This window comes from Microbacterium sp. WHRI 7836 (genome assembly GCF_040223885.2).
GTDB classification, from domain to species: Bacteria; Actinomycetota; Actinomycetes; order Actinomycetales; family Microbacteriaceae; genus Microbacterium; species Microbacterium oxydans.
On sequence record NZ_CP168171.1, the window covers coordinates 3,679,552 to 3,703,703 of the forward strand.

The window sequence follows — 24,152 nt, forward strand, 5'->3', positions numbered from 1 at the left end:
GTGACCCCGGCGTGAGCCCATCTGACACCGAGGGGCCCAGTGCATATCAGAGCGACCCGTTGCTGCGCCCCGTCACGGAAGACTGCTTCCGGCATCGGTCCGGGGGTATACCCGCGCTTGAGAAGAGTCCGCCCTGAGCCAGGCCGAACCCGCACTGGGAGAGGAGGAGCTACGTGCTGTTGTCATCCTTCCACGGTAGTTTCCAGCCAGGGTTGAGCCGCGGGTGAAATCTCCGTTCACGGCCGGATGCGCCCCCTCGCTGACACTCCGGTGATCATCTTGTCCGTCACGTACGGCACAGCACCGCCAGGGCGAACGTCGTGAGCTTCCGTCGGCGTCCCCTCAGAACGATCGCCTCGTGCTCGACTCGCACTGGTCTCGGCTAGCTATATTTCCGGGGATTCGGGTCAGCCATGTGGTGTCACGAGCTGAGGTGTCGACGGATCGTCGTGGCACCTGCACCCGACCTCCCGCGCGAGATCGGCCACGCTACGTCCGCGATCGCCATGCTGCTCGGTCAACCAGTCCGGGTCGATGCGAAACTGCACGGGCCTCCCGGGCTCCGCGAGGGCTCCATCCGCGGCAAGCGTGCGGGCGATGCTCCGTCGGGATGGGCCCAGCATTCGGGCGGCTGCCCTGTTCGACACCCCTCCTGCGTTGGGCTCCCGGACCGAGATGGCCTGCTCCCCGTCGGGAGCGCCTCGAGTCGGGCGACGAGGCTTCCACTGCTGTCGTCCCTCAATCGTCGTCGAAGCGACCGCGAGCGATTCGACAGCCACCATTTCGAACGGTGGGCACCACGTGACAGGCTCGTGCACCCCGACCCGCTGGAGGAAATCAGCGCCTGCAGCACGCAGAGCTGCGAGAACGGGAAGTGGCGCCGTGCGCGAGAACCGGTGCACGTCACTGTCGGTGGAAGCTTGCCCCGCTCACCAGTCGCCTCCCGGCTCGTCGTCGACCCGTTCACGCTCGAGCATCCGCCGGTATTTTCGCTCGCGATCTGCCCGACCGGACTCCGCTCCTTCGTCCAATCGAATGGTGTCCAGCAACTCCGGGTCGAGGAACTCACGATCTGTTCGTATCGCTCGGCTCGTCCCCCGGCGAACCAGATCCATCAGAGACCCGATGTTGCCTCCGGTGGGGACGAAGATGTACGTCGACGGGTTCTGGATCATCCGCTCATGGCCCTCACCGAGAACGATCGCCTTATTCAGCGAACTCATCAATCGCGCCCATTCGCGTTGATCGGCATGGGTCTGCAACGAGAAACTGTCCATCCCGAGCACCGTCCATCGGCGGAAGGTCTGCGCCAACGCGGCGTCCTCCCCGGTACGCCCCTCGACGAGCACCACCCGACACCCACATCCACCACGCGAGGCCATCCCGGGTCAATCCCCTCGAGGACACTGTGCACGGCACTCGGATAGTGGCTATCCACTCGGCCTCCTCACATCCCTCGACGACTGCTGCATCGACGTACCTCCCACAACAGCCCCCGACGCGTCGCGGTGCGAACATCGCCACTTGCGGGATTGCTCCCGAAAGGTGCGCCCACGCGGAGGCTCCACATCACCCCCGCATCCCACGCGATCATGTCCCGCCTCCGCCACTCCGTCGCGGCAGCCCCTCGAAATGCGGAGATCGCTCGACGCTTCGCACCCTCCGAGAGCGTAGCGGGCTGAGTCGAGAAGACGTCGCGTACCGCTCTGGCCTGACGCGATACACGTATCAGAAGTATGAGAAGGGCGAGTCCCGGCCGGGTAGTCCCGCGAATCCGACGCTCCGCACTCTGATCGCGATCGCGCAAGTTCTCGCTGTCTCCGTGCACGAGCTGATCCCGGACAGCCCGCCCGACATTCGCGCCCGCTGACCATCGTTGCGTCGGGTTATGGATGACCCGCCGCGGTGATCAGTCGGTGCGGGCGATCGACATCAAGTGTTGAAGGTCCGGTGGCAATCGGTGGTGGACGTCCGCGCGCTCCGCCAGCGTGGCAAGGTTGCGGTACCACCGCCGGCGCACCTCGCCCAGAGACTGGTGGGTGAGGGTGGCCACTCGTTTCTCCAATGCGGCGATGTCACCAGGTACGCGAGCTCCGGTGCGGGACCGTGAGGCGGGGAAATCTGTCTCCGGGAGCACTCGGTCGAGCGGGAGTGCCGTCATCTGCTGATCAGTCATCGCGGCGTTGATGGAGAAATAGCAGCCGGCGGCCGCCGCCCGCTGGGCATCCTCGGGCGTCCCCGTGAACCAGTGCAGAATCACGCCCGGGCGAGGGTTCTTCTCCATCGCTTCCACGACCTTTCGCGCTTTTCCCGTGGAGTGCACGGAGATCAACGTTGCCGGTGCCGTGCGGAGAATGGTCTCGAAGATGGTCTGCTGCGTGGCGCTGTCGCCTCGACGATCGAGTCCGACCTCGCCGATCAGGACGGCATCCTTCGCGGCCACGGAGAACCTCCTTTCTGACCATTGCGTGAGAGCTCGGGGAACACCGGGGTGCACTCCGACGCCCCAGAGGAGGCCCGTCTGAGGGTTGGTGCGTGCAGCGTCGAACTCGCCCAGGGTTCGAGTCATGGCGAATACTTGTGCGCCGTTGAGCGTGCGGACCTGGGCCGCCGTCACGTCTGGAGCGATGTGCGCGTGACAGTCAAGGGGCGGGAAGGGGAACACGACTCAACTCTGCCAGTCCGCGCTGGACCAAACTCAGCACCTCGTCAAAATTCGTGCCCGGGGGCCACATCGCCGAACCCAGGATCGCGTCATCTGAGATGCCGGTAGCAGAGGCGTCGCGCAGCGTGATCACATCGCGGCGTCGATGATGCACCAGTGCGGTCAGGTCGTCTCCGCTCAGCACCTCACAGTCATAGGGTGTGGGATCGGTGACTCCTGCCCCGAGGAAGGCGCCGCGGCGTACCGCGCAGGCTACACACAGCCCACAGTTGTGATTGGAGTCCCCGTGGTAGAACTGTGTTCCTCCTTTTGCGCAGGAGAACGATGTCGCCGTCGCGCGCAGGAACCTGGTATCCAGAAGCTCCGGGATCGCCGCCGCGACGAGTTCGCCCTTGGTGAGGCCTTCGAACGGGTTGCGCATCACCACGTCGACGCCCAGCGACCGCAGCAGCTCTCCCACCAGGTGGAATGTGTATGGGTGTGTGGACCGGGTCGTCAGGGTGCCACCGCGACCGGGGTCGAGTGGTGGATTGATGCTCGTGAACCCGTTCTCCGGCACCCACATCTCACCGGCAGAATGCGCGGCTGCGGTCATTACGCCGAGCGTCATGAACATCAGGGAGCGGGAGCGCGGGCCGTGATTCTTTCGCTGCCCCGCGTCTCGGAGGAACAGCTCGTGCCTGTCGTACGGGGAATCCCCGATCGCTTCAGCAATCGTGTTCTGCGCGTGCCGGACGGCTCGGGACGCATCCCGGTGGCCCACGAACCGGACATCGACGCCCGTGTCACGCAGACCGATCACGGCGCCGCACAGAGAATCCAAACCTCCCGAGAGAAGCTGGATGCGTGCAGCGGGCTCAGCGATGGCAAGAGGCAGTGTTGCGTGAGCGGCTTTCAGGCCGAGGGCCCAGGAATCCCCCGTCAGCCAGTGAAGGATGTCGGCAACGGCGGTGAGACCGCCGTGCGTCCACGGCTCCGGGTCCTCGACGTGGACGACCAAGTCGAGGTTGCGGTGCAGAGAGACGGCGGGTTTCGGCGTCGCGGTGTCTGCCAGATACGCGGCGGCCGTGATACGGAACAGGTCCCGTGCAGCCGGCGGTGCTGCTGCGAACTCTTCGAGATCCCACATGAGTGTCGAGGCGATCGTCGTCGCGGGTGAACCGGTGCGCGGCCACTCCATCTGCACACCGACACGACTCGATCGCCCTCCCGCCGGAAGAACCTCGATCTGATGCACGGTCATTGCGGGTCACCTTTCCCGAACACGCGGCATGCTTTCGCTGCCAGATTCGACGCGAAGTCAGCGACCGCCTGCGGCGTGGCGGCCATCAGCTGGCCAGCGATCTGGCGGACTTTGCCGCCGATGTATGTCTTTACCCGCTGCTCCAGCTGAACGAGCGCGTTGCCTGCGACCGATGCTCGACGTTCGCTCGTTGTCAGCTGGACGACGGTGGTCCTCCACGCCAGTTCTGTGACAAATCGGCCAATGGTGTCCGCGAGTGGGCCGCCCGCGCCCTGCGCGTCTGAGCGCATGGTGGCCAGTAGCGCCTGGCGCAATGCGGCATCGTCCGGGTGCGCGGCGGGTCCGAGGATCAGTCCGATTAGCTCGGTGAAGAGTCGGATGCCGCTGAGGCCCTCCAACGAAGAGAAGTCCAGTCCGTACTCGACGAGATGAGGAACTTCGCCGACTTCGATGGAAGCGAGCGCTTCCAGGACCAGCGAACCCCGTGCCGCCTGACGGCTGAAGGGCGCACCGCCCGAATCGCGTCCATCACCCGATGCGGATGACCCCGAGCCGCTGCGCGACGGGAGCAGGTCTCGAACGTTGTAGGACTTTCCTCGCCTGTCTCCCCGCCCCAAGGCTTTCCCCAGGGCCGACATGACCGCGGCCGGCAGCTCAGTCCCGCCGCTGTTGATACCGTCCGCTGCGTCGTAGAGCGAGTCGACCGTGTCCGACCAGGCTCCCGAGCCTCCGAAGGCGCTTGAGGTGCCCATCAGAGAATCACCCCCAAGGATTCCTCGTCGATGGCGGCCAGGAGCTCGCTACTGATCCCTTGCCGGCCCCGAACGGTGGTCAGCACTTCCGGGAACGACCCCGCGAGCCATGGGATGTGTTGGGCCGAGAGTGCGTGGAGGACGAAGTTATCGAGGAGCGCCTCGCTCATCGCGGGCTTCAGGTCGGGGCGCTTCAGCGCGAGCGATTGCAGACTCTCCAACGCCGCCTCCGACCGATCCCCCACGATCGCCGTCGCAAGGTGACGGGCGACATCTTCGTCGCCCGTCGACGGCATGCTCACCATGCGCTCGATAGCCTCTGCGCGAACCAGGCTGCTCGTGTCAGTGAGTTGCGCGAGATGCAGACTCTGCCCGTCGTCCAGCACCGCCGCCGACTGGAGCGTCGCCACCGTTGCCGTCGCAAATGACACATACCGGTCGACCCACACCACGACGTCGGAGGCCCGGGGTGGTTCGCTCGCCCACGCGGCGATCTCCGCAGGCACCGCCCCCGCCCCGGCCTCCCATTCAGACAGAAGCTGACCGCGCTGCTCTTCGCTCACCCCGACAAGATCACGGAAATGGTGCGGATAATTCTGCTCGAGCAACCACAGCTTCATGAGGATATCGACGGGGAAACCCTCGAACTGCGCCCCCAGCATCTCCGCGCGGACGGCGAAGCTATTCAGGAAGCGTTTCAACTGTCGGGGAGTCTCACGCCGCGAACTACTCATACCGCGCACGATCTGATTCGCGAGCCTGATGTGTTCATCCGTCGGCATGGTCTCATGCATGTTCGCGGCCACGTACGGAACCTCACCCTTGACCCGCCGCGCTGATGCGCGCTCAGCGACCGCGACCGCATGCTCGCGCCCCGCCTCCGCCTGAACGAAGAGCGCAGCGAGATACGCGACCGCGTCCGCCGACGACAAGCGAGGCAGAGTGAACGGGAGCTGCACGATCTTCTCGGTGTACCGATCAGCGAAACGCCCCCGACCGCCTCCGTGACGGTCCAGCGCCCCGCGAAGACTCTCCCGGATGAAGTCATCGTCCGCCGCGATGACGAAAGCCATGCCCTTCACGCTAAGGAAAAGCTTGATGGCCTCCAGAGCCCCGAGCACATCGTCCGGGAGCGATCGGTCCAGGTCGTCTATCAGCACCACCACCCGGCAATCGCTCATCCGTGTCAGAAGCTCACCAAAATCTTCCCGAAACCCACGCATCCCCTTCGCGGCAGGTTCCTTTGCCGGTTCGGGCATGAGCGCATCAACGAGCCCTCCAACATCGGGGGTAAGAGTCACCGCCGACTTGATCGCAACCTGCGCCACCTTGCTCCACGAAACCCGCCTACGCAGAGCGTCCAGCGTGGAGATGAGATCCACCGCGGCACTCGCCAGTTTCGCTTTCGTGGTCTCCCCGGGCGCCTCCTCCTCGCGGCGACGACTCAGTTCGATCGAGATTCCCTCCAGCACCCGACTGATCAAGGTGCCTCGCGGGTCGCCCGAATCCACAAACTCCCACGGATCGATTACGACCACGATCACGTCATCGCGCCGCCGAAGCTCGGTCTCGATCAGGTTGAGCGCCGTGCTCTTCCCTCCGCCCCACGGCGAGTTGAGCCCGACCGTGACGGTATCGAACCGCCGATCGACCACAACGTTCGAGATCGCCACCGCGACCGCCCGCAGCCCGGTGAGATCCTGCGTCGCCGGATTGTCATCGAACAGATACCGCGAAGCTCCCATCATCGCCCCCTTTGGCGCCAGTACCGCTACGTCATCCAACACACGTGGCAACAATGCCAGTCAACCGCCAACTTACGGCGGATCTTGCTAAGTCCCCGCGGAACCTACACTCAGTTGAATGTAGGTTCCCGGTCAAGGTGGCGGAGAACTCGGGGATTCCACGCTAATTGGCAGCAGTTTCGTCAGCAGGATTCCGCGCGAAATGGCAGATCCCTACATAAGAGTAGGAAGTCCACTTAGACTTGACGTCCGCCGCCGCCGTCCGATCGCCCGCGCGATCATCCTCCCGTGCTGGGGGTGAACGCGCGGTTCATGACTGGTATCCGAGCACCGTGGTCATGCCGGTCTCGGCGTGGTAGATGTTGTGGCAGTGCGCGACCCACTGGCCGGGGTTGTCGGCATCGAAGTCGACCGTCAGGGTCTGGCCCGGGAGGATGATGGAGGTGTCCTTCCGGGGGCCGCCGTTCGCGTGCTGGTAGGTGTGGCCGTGCAGGTGGAACGGATGCCACATCTCGGTGTCATTGCGGATCCGCAACTGCACCCGCTCCCCCCTACTGATCGCGTGCGCGTCCCGCAACGGGTCGTTCATGTCGAACCGGCGCCCATTGATCCCCCAGTCGTACGCCTCCATCCCCCCGGTCAGCGCGAGGTGCACGACCCGGTCGGGGGATGCCTGGTGCAGGGTGACGGAGGCGGTCGCGCTCAGTCCGGCAGCGGTGCCGACCCTGCCGGTGCCGAGCTCGGCGACGGGGACGTCGCTGGCCGGAGCCGTGCCAGCGGCGGTGCGAACGAGCGCGAACGCGCGATCCTGCTTGCCTTCCGCGTCGGCGACGACAGGGAACACCCCATCGTCCAGGGTGACCTGCAGGTCGTAGCGTTCGCCCATCCCGATCAGGACACTGTCGACCTCGACAGGATCCACCGGGAACCCGTCGGTGTGGGTGATCGTCAGGGTGTGGCCGCCGATAGCGAACCGGAACGCGGTGTCGCTGCCGGCGTTGATGACACGGATCCGCACCCGGGCACCAGGAGTGCCGGTGAATTGGGCGGGGTCGGCTTTGGGTTTGCCGTTGATGAGGTAGTGCGGGTAGTAGACGTCGCCGGCGTCGCCGCCGAGCAGGTCGGAGGTGGCGCCCATCAGCAGGTTCCCCATCCGCATGAACATGTCGCCCATCCCGCCCATGTCTCCCATGCCCTTCGAGAGGTCGGTGAGGACCTGGTCCGGGGTGGCGGTGACGCCGTCGAGCCAGTCGTCGAGGATCAGCACCCATTCGTCGTCCCACGTCACCTTCTCGTCCGGGTCGTCGATGATGAGCGCACCGTAGAGGCCGTGGTCCAGTTGCGGGCCGACGTGGGGGTGGAACCAGTAGGTGCCCGGATGCGGGGTGACGAACTCGTATGCGAACTGTCCGCCCGGGGCGATGGGGGCTTGGGTTACCGGAGGGACCCCATCCATGTCGTTGCGGAGGGCAAGTCCGTGCCAGTGCACGGAGGTGTCCGCGTCGAGCTGGTTGCGGACGGTCGCTTTCAGCGTGTCGCCTGCGGTGAGCCGGATTACCGGGGCGGGGATACCTCCGAACGCCCAGGTGGCGGCGGCGGTACCGGCCAGGTCGAGCGTGGTGGGGGCGGCGGTGAGGTCGACGGTGGTGACTCGGCCGGTGCCGCCGCGGTTCTTCTCCGTGCCGGACACCGCTGCGCCGGTGGGTGTCACCCATTGCGGCGCGGGGGTGCAGGAGGCGAGCACGGCTGCCGCGACGGCGCCCAGTCCGAGTCCGAGCACACCTCGTCGGGTCAGCAGCATCGGGGAGGACGGTGTGGGAGAGAGCGGACGGTCAGGCATGTTCGGGCTCCTTCTGCATGGTCGTCGCAGCGGGCGCCTGGGCGGGCAGGCGGAGCCGCTTGAGGAGGAGGGCGTTGACGGCGACGATCACGGAGGAACCGGACATCGACAGGGCGGCGATCTCCGGGGACAGCATGATCCCGAACGCCGGGTAGAACACGCCAGCGGCGATGGGGAGGGCGGCGGCGTTGTATCCGATGGCCCAGCCCAGGTTCTGCCGCATCTTTCGCAGTGTGCCCTTGCCGATCTTGAGTGCGATCGCAACATCGAGCGGGTCCGAGCGCATCAGGACCACGTCGGCGGTCTCGATGGCGACGTCGGTGCCGGCGCCGATCGCGATGCCGAGGTCGGCCTGGGCGAGGGCGGGGGCGTCGTTGACGCCGTCGCCGACCATCGCGACCTTCTTGCCCGTCTTCTGCAGCTCAGCGACCTTCGCGGACTTGTCCTCGGGGAGCACATCCGCGATCACGGTGTCGATGCCGAGGAGAGCGGCGATCCGGTCGGCGGTGGGCTTGTTGTCCCCGGTGAGCATTGCGACCTCGACGCCCTGCTCGTGGAGAGCGTCGATCGCGGTCTTTGCGGTGTCCCGGGGTGCGTCGGCGAGACCGATGATCCCGGCGACTTGCCCGTCCACGGCGAACAGGATCGCGGTGCGGCCGGACCCAGCCAGGTCCTGCTGAGCGGCCTGCACCCCGCTGATGTCGATCCCCTCCCCGGTGAGAAGGCGCGGGTTGCCGAGGACGACCTGTCGACCGTCGACGGTGGCGATCGCGCCCTGCCCGGTGACGTTTCGGAACGCGGTCGCGGTGCGACGGGGGACGTCGCGGGCGTCGGCGTAATTCACGATCGCTTTCGCCAGAGGATGCTCGGATTCCCGCTCCAACGCGACCGCGAGGGAGAGAGTCTCGAGGTCGTCGCCGCCGACGGGGATGTAGTCGGTGACCTCCGGCTCCCCCTTGGTGAGGGTGCCGGTCTTGTCGAACACGACCGTGTCGATGTGGGCGGCGGTTTCGATCCCGGAGGCGTTCTTGAACAACACGCCCCGTTTCGCGCCGAGCCCGGTGCCGACCATGATCGCCGTCGGGGTGGCGAGGCCGAGCGCGTCGGGGCAGGTGATGACGACGACGGTGATAGCGAACAGGATCGCCATCGGGATTGCAGCGCCGGCGAGCAGCCACACCAGGAAGGTGAGGGTGCCGCCGATCAGGGCGACCAGGACGAGCCAGAACGCTGCCCGGTCGGCGAGGCGCTGCCCGGGGGCTTTGGAGTTCTGCGCCTCTTGCACGAGCTTCACGATCTGCGCCAACGCCGTGTCCGAGCCGACTTTGGTGGCTGTGACGCGGAGGGTGCCGACGGTGTTCACGGTCGCTCCGATCACCTCCGACCCGGGCGCTTTGTCCACCGGCATGGACTCGCCGGTGACCATCGACTCGTCCACCTCGGACTCTCCGGATTCCACGACACCGTCGGTGGGGATCTTGGCCCCCGGCCGCACCAGCATCAGATCCCCCGGGACGACCTCGCTGGTGGGGATCTCGACCTCCTGCCCGTCACGGATCACGACCGCCTGCGAGGGTGCGAGCTCCAGGAGGGTGCGGATGGCGTCGTTCGCGCCGCCGCGGGCGCGCATCTCCACCCAATGCCCCAGCAGCACGAAGGTGGCAAGCACCGTGGCGGCTTCGTAGAACACTTCACCGCCGCCGGTGAGGGTGACCGCGAGGGAGTACAGCCAGCCGGCGCCGACACCGACCGCGACGAGCACCATCATGTCGAGGGTCTTCGCGCGCAGCGCCCGGTAGGCGCCGTCGAAGAAGATCCACGCCGAGTAGAAGATCACCGGCAGCGACAGGATCAGCATGAACACGTCATCGCGCAGCCCGAACGGTGCCGGCACCTCGAATCCGATCACCTCCCGCCCGATCGGAGACCACAGGGTGATCGGGATCGACAGGATCAGCGCGACCAGGAACCGGTTGCGCATGTCGCGGATCATCGCGTCCATCGACATCCCGCCGTGATGCCCACCGTGGCCCATCATCTCCTGCGCACTGTGACCCGACGCTGCACCATGATCGTGCCCACCCGCGGCCGCGGTGTGACCGGCGTGCTCGACGTGGTGACCGGCATGCTCACCGTCATCCGCCGTCGCCGACGGGGCGTGCGTGTGGTCGTGGCCAGCGGCGTGATCGTGGACGGGGTCGTCGTGATAGCCCGCAGGACCCTTATGGCCCGCGTGGCTGGCGTGACCCGTGGCATCCGTGTGGCCCTCGTGCGCGTCGTGACTCGCGTGCGGTTCTTGTGCGCCCTCAGCTGCGGGGCCGTGGTGGGCGCTGTGGTCGTGCGCACCCTCGTCGTGCGGGTCGTGCGCGGGGTCGCAGATATGGTCGGGGACGGACTGGCCGGCGCAGTGATACCCGCAGTCGATGACCCACTGCTGCAGGTGCGCGACCGAGGTGGTCTCGGGGTCGTAGGTGACGGTCGCGGTCTGCGAGACCGGGTTCGCGTCCACGGCGATCACCCCGGGTTGGCGGCTCAGGTGGGCTTCGGTGACGTTCTTGGAGGTCGCGCGGATCATGCCGCTGACCTGCAGGGTCACGGTTCTGGTGTCGCTCATTTCGGTTCCTTCCCGAGGGTGGGGTCGGTGGTGTCGGGGTGGGGCCATTGCCAGTCGGCGACGGCGGGGATGTCGGTGCCGTGCTCGCGGGTGTGGGCGCGGGCGTGCAGGCGGGCGTCCTGCAGCTCCTGCCGCAGGCCGGCGTGGCGGGCGGCGAGGCCCGGGACGTGGTCGAGGACGTCGATCGCGAGCCGGTACCGGTCGAGGTCGTTGAGCATGACCATGTCGAACGGGGTCGTGGTGGTGCCGCGCTCCTGGAAGCCGTGCACGTGCAGGTTCTGGTGCCCGGCGCGCTTGTAGGTGAGTCGGTGGATCAGCCACGGGTAGCCGTGGTAGGCGAAGATCACCGGCTTGTCGGGAGTGAAGATCGCATCGAACTCCCGGTCCGGGAGACCGTGCGGGTGCTGGTCCTCGGATTGCAGCCGGGTCAGGTCGACCACGTTCACCACCCGCACTCTCAGGTCGGGGATGTGCTCGCGCAGCAGCGCCGCCGCGGCGAGGGTCTCGAGGGTGGGGACGTCGCCGGCGGCGGCGAGCACCACATCCGGCTCGGTGCCTTCGGTTTCGGTGCCCGCCCACGGCAGGATCCCGAGCCCGCGGGTGCAGTGCTCGATCGCCTCGTCCATCGTCAGCCACTGCGGGGCGGGCTGCTTCCCGGCGACGACGACGTTGATGTACCCGGCCGAGCGCAGGCAGTGGTCGTAGGTGGACAGCAGCGTGTTCGCGTCGAACGGCAGGTAGACGCGGACGATGTCGGGGCTCTTGTTCAGGGCGAGGTCGATGAACCCGGGGTCCTGGTGAGAGAACCCGTTGTGGTCCTGCCGCCAGACGTGGCTGGAGAGCAGGTAGTTGAAGCTCGGGATCGGGTCCCGCCACGACACCTCCCGGGCCGCTTCGAGCCATTTGGCGTGCTGGTTGAACATCGAGTCGACGATGTGGGTGAACGCCTCGTAGCAGTTGAACAGCCCATGCCGGCCGGTAAGGACGTAGCCCTCGAGCCAGCCCTGGCACTGGTGCTCGCTGAGCACCTCCATCACCCGCCCAGTCGGGGCCAGGTGCTCGTCGACGGGCTCCACGGCCGCGTTCCACTGCTTGCCGGTGGCCTGGTAGACGGGTGGGGCGAGCCGGTTGGAGGCGGTCTCGTCCGGGCCGAAGATGCGGAAGTTGTCCGGGTTGTCCCGGATCACCCCCGCCAGCCACTCGCCCAGCACGCGGGTCGCTTCCCCGGTTCCCGCACCCCGCTCGGCCGGGTCGACCGGCTGCGCGTGCTTGTGGAAGTCCGGGAGCCGCAGCGGGACGGTGAGTTGTCCGCCGTTGCCGGCCGGGTTCGCGCTCATCCGCCGATCCCCGTCCGGGGCGATCGCGACCGTGGCCGGGCGGGGGGCGCCGGTCACGTCGAACAGCTCGTGCGGGCGGTAGGACGCCAGCCAGTCCTCGAGGATCCGCAGGTGCTCGGGATTGTCGCGGACCTCGGCGAGCGGCACCTGGTGTGCCCGCCAGGTGCCCTCCACCGGCAGACCGTCGATGATCTTCGGGCAGGTCCACCCCTTCGGGCTGCGCAGCACGATCGCCGGCCACGCCGGCCGCCCCTCCAGCGTCCCGGCCGCCGCGGCGGCCTTGATGTCCGCGATCTCATCCAGCACCGCATCCAGGACCGCCGCGAACGTCGCGTGGGACTCCTGCGGGGTCTCGCCATCGAAGCCGACCGTGACGACGTGGGGGTGATGGCCGTAGCCGCGCAGCAGCGCGACCAGCTCTTCCTCGGGGATGCGGGACAGCACGGTCGGGTTGGCGATCTTGTACCCGTTCAGATGCAGGATCGGCAGCACCACCCCGTCATGGGCGGGGTTGAGGAACTTGTTGCCGTGCCACGCGGTCGCCAGCGGCCCGGTCTCCGCCTCCCCGTCACCGATCACGCAGGCGACCAGCAGGTCGGGGTTGTCGAACGCGGCCCCGTAGGCGTGCACGAGGGAGTAGCCCAGCTCCCCGCCCTCGTTGATCGACCCGGGCGTTTCCGGGGACGCGTGCGAGGGGATCCCGCCCGGGAAGGAGAACTGCCGGAACAGCGCCCGCAGCCCCTCTTCGGTGCGGTCGATGCCCGGGTAGCGTTCGGTGTAGGTGCCGTCCAGGTAGGCGTTGGCGACCATGCCGGGTCCGCCGTGCCCGGGCCCGGTCACGTACAGGGTGTTCAGGTCGCGGTCGCGGATGGCGCGGTTCAGGTGGGCGTAGAGGAAGTTCAGGCCCGGGGTGGTGCCCCAATGCCCCAGCAGCCGCGGCTTGATGTCGTCCCGGCTGAGGCGGTGGCGCAGCAGCGGGTTACCCTGCAGGTAGATCTGCCCGATGCTCAGATAGTTCGCCGCCCGCCACCACGCATCCACCGCCGCCAACTGCTCGGCGGTGGCATCAGTGGTGCGGTGCGCCCACGCGGGGGGTGCCGGTGTGGGGGTCATGGTCGGTCTCCTTCCGATCCGCGACCGCTCGGGTCGCGCCAGGTGCGAATGACGGTGGTCATGGTGTTGCCGCCGGGATGAGAACGGTGGCGGTGGTGTCGCGGATCCAGACCACGCCGCGGTCATCGACCAGGACGATCGCACCGTCCCCGGTGACCCCGAGGGCTTGGACGGTTCCCGTGGTGGTGCCGACGTTCTCCCAGCCGGTGCCGACTAGGCGTCGCAACGTCCCGTCGGTGTCCACTCCGACCACCCCACCGGTTGGGTCGGTCTCCACCAGGTACAGCACTGGCGCGTCCGGCGCCGGGGTGAAGGTGGCGCCACCGTCGGTGCTGTGCTGCAGCCCGTCCTGGGTGGCGGCGTACAGGGTGCCGTCGGTCGCGGCGGCCAGGTCGACGGCGGGCAGCTCGGCACCGTCCGCCCAACTCTGCCCGCCGTCGCTGCTGGTGCGCAGCAGCAGCCGGGAGGATCCGATCCCGTACAGGGTGCCGTCGCCGGTGACGGTGAGGACGTGGAAGTCCTCTTCCCCGGTGAACGCGACCGGTTCCCACGAGGCGCCGGCGTCGAGGCTGCGGATGATGCCGAGGTTGGGGGCGCCGAGCTCCGCCGGGGTGGACGGGCCGGGGTGCCCGGACGCGTAGAGGGTGTCACCGGTAGCGGTCAGTCCCATCGCGTCCAGGTCGATGCCACCGACCGGGCCGGTGACGGTGCCGTCCTCGCCCAGCGTGTACAGGCCGGTGTGGGTGCCCAGCAGCACGGTGCTGTCACCGGCGTCGACGATGCCGTGCACATGCCCGAACCCGGCCGCGGTGCCCGCGGGGGCATCGGGCTCCGCAGGGGTGGTGCTGCAGCCCGTGAGCAGCAGCGCGACGGTGACGGTGGCCGTGATCGCCAGTCTGCGGGTGGTGGGAGAGATCATGAACGGAGGTCCTTTCCGTGCGGGTACGCCGGATACCGGTGACCGCACAGGGGTCGAGGGTGGGGCCTCGGACGGGACCGGCATCGGGAGCGCGGGTCCCGTCCGAGGGGTACCGGGTCAGAGGCTGGCGAGGATGTCCTGCATCGTGGTGATCTCGGCGGTCTGCCCGTCGATGATCTGCTGCGCGAGGGCGGCCACGTCCGGGTTCTGTCCGTCGGTGAGCACCGACTGCGCCATCGTCACGGCGCCCTGGTGGTGAGCGATCATGCCGTTCAGGAACAGGCGGGTCGCCTCGACCCCGGTCGCGGCATCCAGAGCGGCCATGTCGTCCTCCGACATCATCCCGCCGCCCATGTCCATGCCGTCCATCCCGGACATGGAGTCGTCGTACGGGACGCCCCACTCCTCCAGCCAGCCCTTCATGGTCTGGATCTCCGGGTCCTGTGCGGCCTTGATCTGCTCGGCGAGGGAGACGACTCGCTCGTCGATGCCGTCTTTCGCGAGGATCTGATCGGCCATCTCGATGGCCTGCTGGTGGTGCGGGATCATCATGGTCACGAACATCTCGTCCGCGGCGTTGAACGCGGCGGCGGACTGGGAGGGGGCGGTGCTGGTCATCCCCCCGGGTCCGTGGTCCATGCCGGGCATGGTGCCGTCGGTGGGGGCGCAGCCGGCGAGCACGAGCACGGTGGCCAGGGCGCCGGCGGTCAGCGTGAGAGTACGAAAACGCATCAGGGGTGTCCTTGTCTATTCAGTCGGTGAGGGTCTGATTCAGTGCCCGGGAGGGCAGGGTGCAGCATCCCCGGCAAGGGTCGCCGGGGTTCAGGCGGAATCAGGTGCGACTGATGGACAGGACAAGCAGTGAAGGCGGGCGGGGATGCGGCAATCCGACCAGCAGAGTCCGGGTATGGGAGCGCGAGCGGGCTACGGCGTATGTGAGAAGGGCACGGAACGTCGGGGCGAGCAGGACGATCACCGCGGCCAGCAGCGCCAGCACGCACACCATCATCAGCATCGAGTGATCCGGCATCCCCGCAGGGCTGCCGCACCCGTCCTGGCAATGCCCTCCAGCGCCCTCCGCCGCAGCTGCGGTCATCGGCGTATCGTCGGCGGCGGCTGGTGCGGAGCCGACCTGGCTGTGCGTGCTCATCGCGCTGGTCTCTGATGCCAGGGCGGGCTGGTGGGAACCGGTCAGGACGTGCATGGACAGCAGCCCGGTGATGATCGCCAGGGCGATCGGAGCGGCCAGCAGGAGCCGTCGCACCCCGGGGGTCAGACGCGCGTGCGAGCGAATCACGTTCACGACCGACCTCCTTCCCGTCCAGGGTAGCGGTGCCTTGCCTCCGCGACACGGTCAGAACACCACGCACGGGAGCGGGTGCCCCCTACCACTCAGCATATACCCATCCGGGGTATCCAGGATGGGTATCGCTTCGGGGATGGCTACCCGCCCGGGGTATGCTGGGCGTGATCGAGGAAGGGGCGTCGACGGTGAACCAGGTGGTGGCGCGACGGCGGGCACTCGGGTCCCGGCGTGCCCTGTGGTTCTACCTGGCCGCGGTGACCGCGATCATCGCGGGGCTGCTTGCGATGCATTCGCTGAGTCTGGAAGAGGACCAGGCGGGCACTGTCGTGTCCGCCTCCGCAGTCGTTGCGGCCCCCGATGCCGCCGCTGATGTCCTGGTCAGCGGGGTGGTGACGCCCTCGTGCGATGAGACGGTCTGCGGGACGTCTCATGCTTTCGCTGCCGTGACGTGTCTGCTCGCGTTGCTGACCCTGCTCATCCTGGTGCTCCCGGCCCGGGACGGGTGGATGTCGCTGCTGGCGTGGCTGCGATCCCTCCCCGGCAGGTCGAGCTCGTTCACGTCCGGGTCGCCTCTTCTGCGGCCCTCCCTGATCGTGCTGTCGATCAGCCGCACCTGATCAGCACCCCGCCCGCGCCCGCCGCCTGAGCCGCCGCCGGCGCGTGATGTCGCCGACGGTCCACGATGTGCGGCCCGCAGGCGAGCGCGACCCGTCTGCGGCAGCGCCATGGGTGATCCGATCCCGGATTCTCGCCGTGCACTCCGGGCCGCGGCTCCCGGTTGGACCGTGTGACGGCGACCGTGCGCACCTTCATCGTCCCCCTCATCCAGGAAAGTCTTGTATGCCCGAACCCGCCCCCTCCACCCCGACTCCCGGTACCGGAACGCGCCGTGCGGCGAGAGCCGCCCTGTCTTCCCCACCCGTCCAGACGCGACGCGATCGACGCCGTCGGCCCACCCGTGCCGCCCGGACACCTCGACACGCGCCGCGCCGCACGCTCACCCGATCCCGGATGCTCGCCGGCGCGGTGATGCTCCCGGTCGCGTCGATCGCCGGACTGCCGTTGCTGATCCCGTTGACGCCGGAGCCGGTGTTCGCCGTCGAGGCGACCCGCACCCCGGTGCGCGCCCAGTCGTTCACCACCCCCGACACCGTCACCGGGACGGTGATGGTGCGCGGGGACTACACGGTGGCGGTGACCGCCCCCGTCGGGACCGAGTCGTACGCGCACACCGCGGACACGTTCACCAATGACCCGGCGTCGGCGGTGCAGTGGCCGTTCACGGTGGGGGTGCCGATCAGCAGCACGTTCGGCTATCGCACCCGACCGTGCCCGTCGTGTTCCAGCGATCATGCCGGCCTGGATATGACCCCGGGCATCGGCACTCCGATCCAGGCGATGGCCGACGGGGTGGTCACCACTGCGACGGAGCAGGGCGGCGCGTACGGGGTGTATGTGGTGATCCGACACGAGATCGATGGGCAAGTCGTGGAGAGCGTCTACGCGCACATGCGGGAAGGGTCCCTCGCCCTGACCCCGGGGCAGATCGTGCGGGTGGGGCAACTGGTCGGCCGGGTCGGGAACAGTGGACGCAGCACCGGTGCGCACTTGCATTTCGAGGTGCGCGTCGGCGGGGAGCCGGTCGATCCGCTGGTGTGGATCCCCGCGGACAGGAGACCCTGATGCGCGCCATCGTGGTTCCGGCGCTGATCCCGAGCCCGGGGATCAGCTTCGTGCAGGTCGGGCCGTTCCAGATTCGGTTCTACGCGCTGGCGATCCTGGCCGGGATCGTGCTGGCGGTGCTGATCACCGGCCGTCGGCTGCGGGCGGTCGGGCATCCGGCCGGGGTCGTGGTGGATGTGGCGATGTGGGCGGTGCCGTTCGGGATCCTCGGCGCCCGGATCTACCATGTGCTCACCCATCCGGGCGACTACTTCTTCCCTGGCGCGGACCTGTGGCGGGTGCTCTACATCTGGGAGGGCGGGATCGCGATCTTCGGCGCGATCCTGGGCGGGCTGGTCGGGATCGTGATCGCCACCCGTCGCGCCGGGATCCCGGTGCTGCTGTTCCTGGACGCGCTCGCCCCGGGGATGCTGGTCGCCCAGGCGGTGGGGCGGCTGGGGAACTACTTCAACCAGGAACTGTTCGGCCGACCCACCACCTTGCCGTGGGGGTTGCAGATCGACCCCTCAGCTCCCGCGATCCCGCCGGGGACCCCGGCGGGGACCCTGTTTCATCCGCTGTTCCTGTACGAGCTGCTGTGGAACCTGGCCGGTGCCGCCGTGATCGTGCTGCTCGAGCATCACCGCCGCCGGCACGGCCGGATTACGTTGGGCGCCGGGCGGAGTCTGGGCGTGTACCTGCTGTGGTACGGGGCAGGGCGGGCGGCGCTGGAGTCCATCCGGCTGGATCCCACCGAGTTGCTCGCCGGCGGGCTGAAAGCGAACGTGCTCACCGCCCTGGTGGCCGCCGCACTGGGGGTCGGGCTGCTCGCCCACGCCTCCTGGCGCTCCCGCCGCCGCACACCCGTCCGGGAGAGGGAGGATGCGCGTGTCGATCCGCAGTGAGCAGGCCCCGCAGCTGCCCGCCGATCACGTCGACCGGCCGGTGGACGAGCCCACGAATCTGCGCCTGAGCGTTTCGGGGTGGGCGCGGTGGGCGTGGCGGCAGCTGACCAGCATGCGCACCGCCCTGGTGTTGTTGCTGCTGCTCGCGGTGGCCGCGATCCCCGGGTCGTTGGTCCCACAACGCTCCTCCGACCCGAACGGGGTGATCCAGTTCGACAAGACCAACCCGGGCTGGATGTGGGCGGTGGACCTGCTGCAGCTGCACGACGTGTTCGGGTCGGTGTGGTTCTCCGCAATCTACCTGCTGCTGTTCGCGTCGCTGATCGGCTGCGTCATCCCCCGCATCCGCCACCACCTGACCGCGCTGCTCGCCCCGCCCCCGGCCACCCCCCGCAACCTGTCCCGCCTGCCCGCCCACACCCGCCGCCTCCTCCCCGACACGCCCCCCGGTGCGGTCCTGGACGCGGCCGAGAAGGCGCTGCGTCGGCAGCGGTACCGCACCCGCCGGGTCCGCGGCGACGACGGACGAGACTCGGTCGCAGCCGAACGCGGCTACCTGCGGGAGACCGGGAACCTGCTGTTCCACGTGGCGCTGCTGGCGGTGCTGGTCGTGGTCGGCGTCGGCGGCGGGTTCCGGTTCACCGGGCAGCGGGTGCTGGTGGAGGGGCAGACGTTCGCGTCCACCCGGATCGCGTACGACTCGTTCACCGCCGGCCGGTTCATCACCGACACGCAGATCCCGACGTTCTCCCTCACCCTGGACCGGTTCCGCGTCGACTACGTCCTGGACAACGTCAACGCGCTCGGCATGCCGAAGAGCTTCGACGCGCAGGTCACCACCACCACAGGCGGCACCCGGCAGGCCTCCAGCATCCGGGTCAACGAGCCGCTGCCGGTGGCCGGCACCGACATCTACCTGCTCGGCAACGGGTACGCCCCCAGCCTCACCGTCCGAAACCCGGCCGGGAAGATCGTGTTCAGTGACACGGTCCCGTTCCTGCCGCAGGACGCGAATCTGACCAGCCTGGGGATCGTGAAGGTTCCCGACGGGCTGACCGAGCAGGTCGGCCTGGTCGGGATGCTGTACCCCACCCGCGCGACCACCGCCTCTGGGGCGTTCGCGTCCAGCTACCCGGACCTGCTGGACCCGGTCGTCACCTTCAACGTGTACGTCGGCGACCTGGGCCTGAACACCGGGGTCCCGGTGTCGGTGTACGCACTGGATACCAGCACCCTCACCCAGATCGCCGGGCGCGGCACCCCCACCCCCGCCCTGCAGCTGGTCCCCGGCACCCCGGTTCCGCTGCCGGACGGGCTGGGCACGATCGAGCTCGGCCCGATCCCCCGGTTCGCGTCGCTGGAGATCGCCGCCGACCCCACCCAGACCCCCACCCTGATCGCCGCGGTCGCCGCGATGGCCGGGCTGGCCCTGTCCCTGTTCGTGCCCCGCCGCCGCCTCTGGGTCCGCACAGCCACCGGCCGCCGCGGCGGCACGGTGCTGGAGGTCGCCGGGCTCGCCCGCGGCGACGACCCCCGCCTGCAACCCACCGTCGACACCCTCGCCACCCGCCTCACCCCGACCCCCACACCCCCTCGAGGAGGCTCTGATGACCCCGTTCCTTGACGCCCTGTCCCTGATGCTGGTGTACTCCGCGATCGCGATCTACGCCGCCGCGTTCGTCGCCTACACCGTTCACCTCGCCCGCCGCGCCAGCACCCCTGCCGTCCCGGTCACCGCCCGGGTGCCGGTCACCGCCGGCGCCACCCGCACCACCGACCCGAACCTGGCAGGCACACCCCCCACCCCCGCCCCCGACACCACACCCACCGCCGCTGTCCCGGGTGGCGGACGGGGTGCGGGGAACGCGGCGCGGGTCGGGTTCGCGTTGACCGTGCTGGGCTGGGTGTTCCATCTTGCCGGGGTGGTGCTGCGCGGGGTCGCCGCGGACCGGGTGCCGTGGGCGAACATGTTCGAGTTCTCCCTCACCGGCACCGCGCTGATCATCGCCACTTTCCTGGCCGTGTCGCTGCGGGTGCGGTTGGCGTACCTGGGCAGCGCCGTGCTCGGGCTGACCGTGCTGCTGCTCGGCGTCGCGACGGTCAGCTTCTACGTCCCCGTCGTCCCCCTGATGCCCGCCCTGCAATCCGGGTGGCTGGTCATCCACGTGCTGGTCGCGCTGCTGGCGACCGCGTTCTTCGGGCTCGCGTTCCTCGTCTCCCTCACCTACCTGCTCACCACCCGCCGCCGGGGTCGCCCCTCCCGGCTCACCCGGCTGCGTGACAGTCTGCCCGGGCCGGAGGATCTGGACCGGCTCGCATACCGGCTGACGATCGTCGGGTTCATCCTGTGGACCTTCACCCTGATCGCCGGGGCGATCTGGGCCGGCCGCGCCTGGGGCAGGTTCTGGGGGTGGGACGTGAAAGAGGTGTGGACGTTCATCATCTGGGTGCTTTACGCCGGATACCTGCACGCCACCGCCACCCGCGGCTGGGCCGGCACCCGCGCGGCCTGGCTGTGCATCGTCGGCTTCGCCGCCGTGCTGTTCAACTTCGGCGTCGTCAACGTCTTCTTCACCGGCCTGCACTCCTACTCCGGACTGTGACCCGCCCCCTGCGAAAGGACCCCGCTCATGACCCGCACCACCCCCCGACCCGCCCCGGCTGAGGACCCGCAACGCGCCTGGCGGCGACACCGACTGCTCGTCCGGGTCGGCCAGGCCCTGATGGCCGCCGGCGCGATCGTCGCGATCATCCACTGGCTCGCGCACCTGGAAGTGTTCGGCCCCGGCCAGCCCCCCGGCTGGCTCGACCTGGTCGCCGGGTACCCGACCGGGGCGCTGCTGCTGATCACCGGCGCGATCCTCGCCGGCCGCCGCCGCCCCAGCAGCAAGAGCACGAACACCTGACCGACCGGAGTGATCCCCGCATGCGCACCCCCACCGCCCTGACACGCCCACCCCGCCGCGCCGTCACCGCCGCCGCGGTCGCCGTGCTCGGCGTGCTCGCCCTGCTCCTGGCCGGGTGCACCGCCCAGACGCCCGGCCTGTTGTCTTCCTCCCCGTCCCCGGGGTATCTGTCCGCGGACGAGACCGTGCGGGAGATCCCCGCCGACCGGCGTGACGACCCGGTCGCCTTCACCGGCACCACCGACACCGGGGAGCAGGCGGATTCCACCGCGTGGGCGGGCTCGGTCGTCGTGGTGAACTTCTGGTACGCCGCCTGCCCGCCCTGCCGTGCCGAAGCGCCGGACCTGGAAGCCCTCGCCCAGACCTACCAGCCCGACGGTGTCGTGTTCATCGGCGTCAACGTGCGCGACAGCGCCGACACCGCCGCCGCGTTCGAGAACCAGTTCGGCATCACCTACCCGTCGATCCTGGACGCCACCACCGGCACCGTGCAAGCAGCGTTCGCCGGGAAAGCCGCCCCCGGCGCCGTGCCCACCACCATCGTCCTGGACCGCACCGGTCGGATGGCCGCCCGCATCATCGGGCAACTCCCCACCCGCACCACCCTCGCCGCCCTCATCGACACCGTCCTCGCCGAGACGAGCCCCTGATGGGGGAGATCATCACCGCCGGCAGCATCTGGGCCGCCCTCCCCCTAGCCCTCCTCGCCGGGCTGGTGTCCTTCGCCTCCCCCTGCGTGCTCCCCCTCGTGCCCGGCTACCTCGGCTACCTCACCGGCACCACCACCACCGCGGGGGTCTCCCGGTGGCGGGCGCTGGCCGGGACCGGGCTGTTCACCCTCGGCTTCTCCGTCCTGTTCATCGGCTACGGGGCCGCGTTCGGCGCCCTGGGGGCCTGGCTCATCCGCTGGCAAGATCTCCTCACCCGCATCCTCGGGATCGTGGTCCTGCTGATGGGGCTCGTGTTCCTCGGCGTGTTCCGGCTCTTCCAACGCACCGCGAAACCCGCCATCCACCCACCCAGCGGGCTGGCCGGAGCTCCCCTGCTCGGCATCGCGTTCGGGCTCGGCTGGACCCCGTGCCTGGGCCCCACCCTCGCCGCGATCTCCGCCCTCAGCCTCACCACCGGCAACCCCGCCCGCGGCGCCCTCCTCGCCGTCACCTACTGCCTCGGTCTGGGGCTGCCCTTCATCGCCGCTGCGGCCGGCCTGAACTGGGCTACCGGAAGCATCGCGTTCCTGCGCCGCCACATCCGCACCATCAACATCACCGGCGGGGTCCTCATGATCGCCACCGGCATCGCGATGATCAGCGGAGCCTGGTCACTCCTCATCTCCAGCATCCAGAACCTCATCGGAGCCACCGTGCTCCCCCTCTAACACGACCGACCGCCAGGACGGGCACCCCGGGCGGGCACGCCGCCCGGCAACGCCGACCGCAGCGACCGGCTCCCTCCGCATCAGAGAAAGGACAGACCATGCGACCGCACGGCACCCGTGACCGCGCCCCCATCCCGTCCGAGCCGGACCCGGCCCGCGGCTCCCCGGCGCTGGGGGGAGGGGGCGTCTGAGTCGCTGCCGCCGCCGCGGCCGCCGGGGTCGGGTCGGCGTACTGGGACGACTCCTGGCACACCACCCTCGGCCGGGACAGCACCTTCATCCCCCCGCACCTGCTGCTGTATGCGTCGATCCTCACCGTCGGGGTCTTGATCGCCGGGTGGGGGTGGCGGCGGCTGGCCGCCACCCCCTCCGTGGCCGCCGTGTTCCGCACTCCCGGGTTCGCCCTCGCGGTCGCCGCGGCGGGCGCGACCGCGGCGGCCGCGCCCGCCGACGCGTTCTGGCACACCGCGTTCGGGCGTGACGCGGTGCTCTGGTCGCCCCCGCACCTGCTATCGGTGATCGGCACCCTGTGCGTGCTGATCGGCCTGCTCACCGGCACCGACCGGCTCGTGCCCGCTCCGCCGCGGATCGCCCTGGCCGCAGGCGTGCTGGGGGCGGCACTGATCATCGTGATGGAATACGACACCGACGTGCCCCAGTTCACCGAGACCCTGTACCTGCCGCTGCTGCTGGCGACCACGCCCGGCGCGGCATGGGTGATCACCGCCCTGGTCCCCGGCCGCACCCGCATCGTCCTCGTCGTCGCCGGGTACCTGGTGTTCCGGGTGGTGCTGTGGGTGCTGCTCACCAGCGCGGGGTGGCTCGCCCCCGACCTGCCGGTCGCGGTGGCCGGGCTCTTCCTGCTGGCCTTGCCCGTCCCCCTGTGGCGGTGGCCGGTGGCCGCCCTCGCCGTGACCACCCTGCAACTGCTGGCCTCCGGGACCGGGATCAGCAGCGTCCCACCCACCCCCGTCGCCTGGTCCGCCGTCGGCACCACCACGGTGATCATCGTCAGCATGATCGCCCTCACCGTGCGGCCGGGGACTCGACTCCGATCCGGGGCCGCGGCCGCGGCCCTCACCCTTCTGCTGGTCGCCCTCGCCCCGCCGCCACCCGCGCAGGCGCACGACCCCGGCCAGGGCACCGCCTACGGCACCGCACAGATGACAGTCACCGGCGACGGCACCGGGCAGCTGACCGTCACCATCACCGGCATCCGCCTCACCGACGACACCGACCTCACCCCGACCCGGTTGGTCGCCCGCCGCGCCGGAGAGGACCTCACCGCGCCGCTGCGCGCGCAACCCGGCACCCCGCCTCCCGGCACCTTCACCGGGGAACTGGCGCTGCCGTCACCGGGGCTGTGGTTCGTGTACGCCCAGTTCGCCACCGGCGAACGCACCCTCGAGGTGTGGGTGCCGGTCGGTCAGCAACTCACCGGCCCGCAGAGCCAGCAGCGCAACCTCTACCAGCCCGTCACTGCCGCCACCCCGCCACCGGGGCAGATCCTCCTCGGCGCCGTGCTCCTCGCCGTCTCGGCGGCGCTCACGGTCGCCGCGGCCGTCACCGTCGCCCGCCGCCGACGCGTCCTCCCTCCCGCGACCACCTGACCACGGCGAGGTCACCGCGCCCCGTTGCGGGCGGGCGGGCGATCTCGGCCTCCGGCAACCGAAACGGTCGGGCACGATGAGCTGGGCACCCCTGGCATCCGCCTGCTGTGCTGCCGGAGGGCGCGGACGTGACTCGACGCGGCAACGGCGACCACAA

General features: G+C 69.2%; 21 protein-coding genes. 10 read left to right on the forward strand and 11 right to left on the reverse strand.

Annotated features, from left to right (window positions below; all coding sequences use genetic code 11):
* Positions 1–929: 929 nt before the first annotated feature.
* Entirely contained in the window at positions 930–1,352 is a 423-nt protein-coding gene (locus ABRP18_RS17725) for a hypothetical protein (protein ID WP_113680080.1), read from the reverse strand.
* A gap of 74 nt (positions 1,353–1,426) precedes the next feature.
* Here ABRP18_RS17725 and ABRP18_RS17730 point away from each other — a divergent pair, with 74 nt between their 5' ends.
* Positions 1,427–1,870: a helix-turn-helix transcriptional regulator gene (locus tag ABRP18_RS17730; RefSeq protein ID WP_258546182.1), complete on the forward strand. Its 444-nt coding sequence runs from the start codon at positions 1,427–1,429 to the stop codon at positions 1,868–1,870.
* A gap of 39 nt (positions 1,871–1,909) precedes the next feature.
* Here ABRP18_RS17730 and ABRP18_RS17735 read toward each other — a convergent pair whose 3' ends face one another.
* From ABRP18_RS17735 to ABRP18_RS17780, 10 genes are all read right to left on the reverse strand, one after another.
* Positions 1,910–2,665: a TatD family hydrolase gene (locus ABRP18_RS17735; protein WP_113680079.1), complete on the reverse strand. Its 756-nt coding sequence runs from the start codon at positions 2,663–2,665 to the stop codon at positions 1,910–1,912.
* A complete protein-coding gene (locus tag ABRP18_RS17740; protein ID WP_113680078.1) occupies positions 2,643–3,908 on the reverse strand; it encodes a queuosine biosynthesis protein queC in 1,266 nt (421 codons plus the stop codon). The genes ABRP18_RS17735 and ABRP18_RS17740 overlap by 23 nt, the downstream gene beginning before the upstream one ends.
* Positions 3,905–4,660, reverse strand: coding sequence for a hypothetical protein (locus ABRP18_RS17745; RefSeq protein WP_113680077.1), 756 nt, complete (start codon positions 4,658–4,660; stop codon positions 3,905–3,907). Before ABRP18_RS17745 ends, ABRP18_RS17740 begins: the two co-directional genes overlap by 4 nt.
* On the reverse strand, positions 4,660–6,444 hold the full coding sequence (locus ABRP18_RS17750) for a P-loop NTPase fold protein (RefSeq protein ID WP_218867875.1): 1,785 nt from the start codon (positions 6,442–6,444) through the stop codon (positions 4,660–4,662). The genes ABRP18_RS17745 and ABRP18_RS17750 overlap by 1 nt, the downstream gene beginning before the upstream one ends.
* A 271-nt stretch (positions 6,445–6,715) precedes the next feature.
* On the reverse strand, positions 6,716–8,245 hold the full coding sequence (locus ABRP18_RS17755; RefSeq protein ID WP_151487482.1) for a multicopper oxidase family protein: 1,530 nt from the start codon (positions 8,243–8,245) through the stop codon (positions 6,716–6,718).
* Positions 8,238–10,859: a heavy metal translocating P-type ATPase gene (locus tag ABRP18_RS17760; protein WP_067165129.1), complete on the reverse strand. Its 2,622-nt coding sequence runs from the start codon at positions 10,857–10,859 to the stop codon at positions 8,238–8,240. The genes ABRP18_RS17755 and ABRP18_RS17760 overlap by 8 nt, the downstream gene beginning before the upstream one ends.
* A complete protein-coding gene (locus ABRP18_RS17765; RefSeq protein ID WP_191009304.1) occupies positions 10,856–13,309 on the reverse strand; it encodes a phosphoketolase in 2,454 nt (817 codons plus the stop codon). The genes ABRP18_RS17760 and ABRP18_RS17765 overlap by 4 nt, the downstream gene beginning before the upstream one ends.
* Before the next feature lie 58 nt (positions 13,310–13,367).
* Complete coding sequence (locus ABRP18_RS17770) at positions 13,368–14,228, reverse strand: F510_1955 family glycosylhydrolase (RefSeq protein WP_060959933.1); 861 nt, start codon at positions 14,226–14,228, stop codon at positions 13,368–13,370.
* Positions 14,229–14,345: 117 nt separating this feature from the next.
* Entirely contained in the window at positions 14,346–14,960 is a 615-nt protein-coding gene (locus ABRP18_RS17775; protein WP_056207384.1) for a DUF305 domain-containing protein, read from the reverse strand.
* Positions 14,961–15,060: 100 nt separating this feature from the next.
* On the reverse strand, positions 15,061–15,531 hold the full coding sequence (locus ABRP18_RS17780) for a DUF6153 family protein (protein WP_349885160.1): 471 nt from the start codon (positions 15,529–15,531) through the stop codon (positions 15,061–15,063).
* A gap of 164 nt (positions 15,532–15,695) precedes the next feature.
* On the opposite strand from ABRP18_RS17780, the gene ABRP18_RS17785 reads away from it, so the two are divergent.
* The 9 genes from ABRP18_RS17785 to ABRP18_RS17825 all read left to right on the forward strand — a co-directional run bounded on the left by ABRP18_RS17785 (position 15,696) and on the right by ABRP18_RS17825 (position 23,995).
* Positions 15,696–16,151 (forward strand): DUF6153 family protein, encoded by a 456-nt coding sequence (locus tag ABRP18_RS17785; RefSeq protein WP_056207388.1) that lies wholly within the window; start codon positions 15,696–15,698, stop codon positions 16,149–16,151.
* A gap of 223 nt (positions 16,152–16,374) precedes the next feature.
* Positions 16,375–17,217, forward strand: a complete 843-nt coding sequence (locus ABRP18_RS17790) for a M23 family metallopeptidase (protein ID WP_349885161.1) — start codon at positions 16,375–16,377, stop codon at positions 17,215–17,217.
* Entirely contained in the window at positions 17,217–18,101 is an 885-nt protein-coding gene (gene lgt / locus ABRP18_RS17795; RefSeq protein ID WP_067165969.1) for a prolipoprotein diacylglyceryl transferase, read from the forward strand. Before ABRP18_RS17790 ends, lgt begins: the two co-directional genes overlap by 1 nt.
* Positions 18,079–19,725 (forward strand): cytochrome c biogenesis protein ResB, encoded by a 1,647-nt coding sequence (locus tag ABRP18_RS17800; RefSeq protein WP_349885162.1) that lies wholly within the window; start codon positions 18,079–18,081, stop codon positions 19,723–19,725. The genes lgt and ABRP18_RS17800 overlap by 23 nt, the downstream gene beginning before the upstream one ends.
* Positions 19,709–20,704 (forward strand): c-type cytochrome biogenesis protein CcsB, encoded by a 996-nt coding sequence (gene ccsB / locus ABRP18_RS17805; protein WP_349885163.1) that lies wholly within the window; start codon positions 19,709–19,711, stop codon positions 20,702–20,704. The genes ABRP18_RS17800 and ccsB overlap by 17 nt, the downstream gene beginning before the upstream one ends.
* A gap of 27 nt (positions 20,705–20,731) precedes the next feature.
* Positions 20,732–21,007 carry a hypothetical protein gene (locus ABRP18_RS17810; RefSeq protein ID WP_067165110.1) on the forward strand — a complete coding sequence of 92 codons (276 nt, stop codon included), beginning with the start codon at positions 20,732–20,734 and terminating at the stop codon, positions 21,005–21,007.
* A gap of 20 nt (positions 21,008–21,027) precedes the next feature.
* Entirely contained in the window at positions 21,028–21,657 is a 630-nt protein-coding gene (locus ABRP18_RS17815; protein WP_067165107.1) for a TlpA disulfide reductase family protein, read from the forward strand.
* A complete protein-coding gene (locus ABRP18_RS17820) occupies positions 21,657–22,385 on the forward strand; it encodes a cytochrome c biogenesis CcdA family protein (RefSeq protein WP_045245724.1) in 729 nt (242 codons plus the stop codon). The genes ABRP18_RS17815 and ABRP18_RS17820 overlap by 1 nt, the downstream gene beginning before the upstream one ends.
* A 326-nt stretch (positions 22,386–22,711) precedes the next feature.
* Positions 22,712–23,995: a hypothetical protein gene (locus ABRP18_RS17825; RefSeq protein WP_349885164.1), complete on the forward strand. Its 1,284-nt coding sequence runs from the start codon at positions 22,712–22,714 to the stop codon at positions 23,993–23,995.
* Positions 23,996–24,152: the final 157 nt, after the last annotated feature.